Annotated in this window: 4 protein-coding genes; all 4 read left to right on the top strand. The window is 70.1% G+C overall.

Annotated features, from left to right (window positions below):
- Positions 1-1,125, top strand: a 1,125-nt coding sequence (locus ACFR9S_RS10900; RefSeq protein WP_379818635.1) for an ABC transporter substrate-binding protein, incomplete at its 5' end; no start/stop codon positions are given.
- 12 nt (positions 1,126-1,137) lie between these two features.
- Entirely contained in the window at positions 1,138-2,094 is a 957-nt protein-coding gene (locus ACFR9S_RS10895; protein ID WP_379732671.1) for an ABC transporter permease, read from the top strand.
- A complete protein-coding gene (locus ACFR9S_RS10890; protein ID WP_379818633.1) occupies positions 2,091-3,011 on the top strand; it encodes an ABC transporter permease in 921 nt (306 codons plus the stop codon). The genes ACFR9S_RS10895 and ACFR9S_RS10890 overlap by 4 nt, the downstream gene beginning before the upstream one ends.
- Positions 3,012-3,017: 6 nt before the next feature.
- On the top strand, positions 3,018-3,533 hold a 516-nt coding region (locus ACFR9S_RS10885), incomplete at its 3' end, for an ATP-binding cassette domain-containing protein (RefSeq protein WP_379818631.1).

Raw genomic sequence — 3,533 nt, 5'->3', positions numbered from 1 at the left:
GGCGAGTACGAGGTCACCTTCACCCTCGCGGAGACGTTCGCACCGTTCTTCAGCTTCCTCGGGCGCGTCCCGTGGGTCGTCGTCCCCGAGGAGGCCGTCGAGGAGCAGGGCGGCGAACTCGGCGATTTCCAGGAGCCTGTGGGGACCGGCCCGTTCCGGCTCGAGGAGCACGAGCCGGGCGACCACCTGACGCTCGCGGCGTTCGACGACTACCGCAGCGAGGACGTCCCGCTGCTCGATACTGTCGAGATCACGCCGATCCCGGACGCCGACTCCCGGGTCGCCGCGCTGCGGGCCGGCGACGTGGACATGGTCCGCGGCGTCTCCGGCAGCGACGCCGCGACGCTGCGGGACGACGACGAGACGAAGCTCTCCCGCCAGCGCGGCACCGAGTGGGGGCAGATCCACATCAACTGCAGCGAGCCGCCGTGGGACGAGCCTGCGGTCCGGCGCGCGGTCGCCCACGCGATCGACCGGGAGTCGATCGTCGAGGCGGCCGTCTCGGGCTACGGGCAGGCGGCGTGGCAGCCCTACGCCGAGGACAGCATCTGGCACTACGACCTCGGCGACAGCCGGCGCACCCACGACCCCGAGCGCGCCCGCGAGATCCTCGACGAGGCCGGCAACCCCCTCGAGGGCGAGACGCTGACGATTAAGACCAACTCCCGCTACGGGCTGATGGAGACCACCGCGGACCTGCTGGTCGCCCAACTCTCGGAAGCCGGCATCGACGCCGAGACCGAGACGCTGGAGTGGGCGACCCAGCTCTCCGACTTCGTCGGCGGCAACTTCGGCGCGATGGCGTTCTCGGTCCCGTTCAAGATCGACCCCGACCGGCACTACTACGGGTTCATCCACCCCGACGGCGCCCAGTACAACCACTACGGCGAGGACCAGCCCGACGCCGAGCGGATGTACGAACTACTCGAACGGGGACGCAGCGAGACTGACGAGGAGACTCGCGTCGAGACGTACACGGAGTTCGAGAAGCTCGTCAACAAGAACTGTCCATGGATCTCGGTTGCCCGCGCCGACGGCATCTCGGGGCTGCGCTCGAACGTCTACGGCGTCCAGCCGTGGCTGCTCCCGTACACCCGCTACTGGACGATGTGGAAGGGGGAGTGAGCGCCGAGGGCGATGGTCTCACGGCTGCAGGCGTTTCTGGTCCGGCGGCTGCTCTGGGCGCTGCCGGTGCTCACGCTGGTGTCGGTGACGATCTTCGGCCTGATCAGGCTCGTCCCCGGCGACCCCGCGATCGTGATGCTGGGCGCCGACGCGCCGCCGGAGCAGCTTGCCGCCGTCAGGGCCGAACTCGGCCTGAACAAGCCGTTGCCCGTGCAGTACGTCGACTACGTCACCGACGCGCTGCGGGGTGACCTCGGCCGCTCCTACGTCGACGACCGCCCGGTCAGCGCGTCGATCGCGTCCCGGCTGCCGACGACGCTGTTTCTCACGCTCGCGGGGTTTCTGGTGTCGCTGACGATCGCGATCCCCGCGGGGCTGCTGAGCGCGACCAACCGCGGCGAGTGGCTCGACGGCGTCGGCCTCGGCTTCGGCCTGCTGGGCGTCTCGATCCCGAACTTCTGGCTGGGAATACTGCTCCTGCTCCTGTTCGGGGTCAACCTCGACTGGCTCCCCGTCGCGGGCTACGTCTCGCCGCTGGAGGACCCCATCGAGGGGGTCAGGTACCTGCTGCTGCCGGGGATCACCCTCGGCACCGCGATGGCCGCCGTCGTCACCCGGATGCTGCGCTCGGAACTGCTGGAAGAGCTCCGCCGGGAGTACCTGAATGCCGTCCGGATGAAGGGGACGAGCGAACTGCGCGTGCTGGCCCACGCGACGAAGAACGCGTTCATCCCGGTCGTGACGGTGATCGGGATGCAGTTCGGCTACCTGCTCGGCGGCTCGGTCGTGATCGAGCAGGTGTTCTCCATCCCCGGGATGGGCCGGCTGCTGATCGACGCGATCGGGAGCCGGGACTACATCACCCTCCAGGGCGTAGTGCTCGTCTACACGACGTTCTTCGTCGCGGTGAACATCGTCGTCGACGGCGCGTACTTCTACCTGAACCCGAAGCTGCGGGGTGAAGAATGAGCGACGCCGAACCCGGCTCGGACGCTTCCCCGGCCGACGCCACCACCGACCGCGCCGACTCCCCGCTCCGCCGCCGCGGGCGGGCGTTCGCCGCGCGCTTCCGCCAGAACAACCTCGCGATGGGCGGGCTGGTCGTCACGACGGGATTCCTGCTGATCGCGCTGCTCGCGCCCGTGCTCGCGCCGTACGACCCCGCGGCCGTCGAGGTGCCCGCGCGCCTGCAAGGCCCCAGCCTCGCCCACCCGTTGGGCACCGACACCCGCGGCCGGGATCTGTTCTCGCGAGTGCTGTTCGGCGCGCGGATCGCGCTACAGGTCGCCGTCGCAACCCCCCTCGTCGCGGGCGCGGTCGGCGTCCCGATCGGACTGGTCGCGGGCTACGTCGGCGGCCGGGTCGACGACGCGCTGATGCGGCTGATGGACTCCATCTTCGCGTTCCCGGCGATCCTGCTCGGACTGACGCTGGTCGCGGTGTTCGGGCAGTCGCTGACCAACATCGTCGCCGCGCTGGGGATCGTCTACATCCCGCAGTTCGCCCGCGTCACCCGGGGCAGCGCCGTCTCCGTCGTCGAGGAGGAGCACGTCCGGGTCGCGCGCTCGCTGGGTGCCTCTCACTTCCGGATCCTGCTCGTCCACGTCCTGCCGTTCTGCCTCTCGGCGATCCTCGTGCAGGCGACGGTGACGGCCGCGCTGGCGATCGTCCTCGAATCGTCGCTCTCCTTCCTCGGCGTCGGCGTCCCCTCGCCCCGCCCCTCGTGGGGGTCGATCCTCCGGGTCGGCAAGGGGTACGTCGACAGCGGCGAGTGGTGGTACAGCGTGTTCCCGGGCGTCGCGATCGTGATCGCCGTCCTCGGGTTCAATCTGCTCGGCGACGGCCTGCGCGACGTGCTCGATCCCCGAACCGACCCCAACAGGTGACTCACGATGGCTGACTCCCACACTTCGACCGACGAACGCGCCGACGACGCAAGCGACGAACAGCCGCTCCTCCGGGTCGAGAACCTCCGAACCACGTTCGGCCGTCGGGAGCCGCTGGTCGCCGTCGACGGGATCGGCTACGAACTCCGGGCGGGCGAGACGCTGGGGATCGTCGGCGAGTCCGGCGCCGGAAAATCCGTCTCCGTGCGCTCGCTCGTCGGCCTGATCGACGAGGGCCGCGTCGAAGGCTCGGTCGAGTGGCGCGGCGAGGAACTGGTCGGCGCGTCGCAGCAAACGCTCCGCTCGATTCGGGGGTCGGGGATCGGGATGGTGTTCCAGAACGCCGAGGCGGCGTTCGACCCGACCGAGACCGTCGGCGCCCAGATCATCGAGGCGGTCCGGGCGAGCCGCGACCTCACCAAGCGCGAGGCCCGCGCCGAGGCGATCGACCTGCTCGAAGAGGTCGGCATCGGCGACCCCGCGGGGCGGGTCGACGACTACCCACACCAGTACTCCGGCGGG

This window comes from Halolamina salina (assembly GCF_042678005.1).
GTDB classification, from domain to species: Archaea; Halobacteriota; Halobacteria; order Halobacteriales; family Haloferacaceae; genus Halolamina; species Halolamina salina.
The sequence above is the reverse complement of the archived record's forward strand: the minus strand, read 5'-3'. Positions and strand labels throughout refer to the sequence as shown.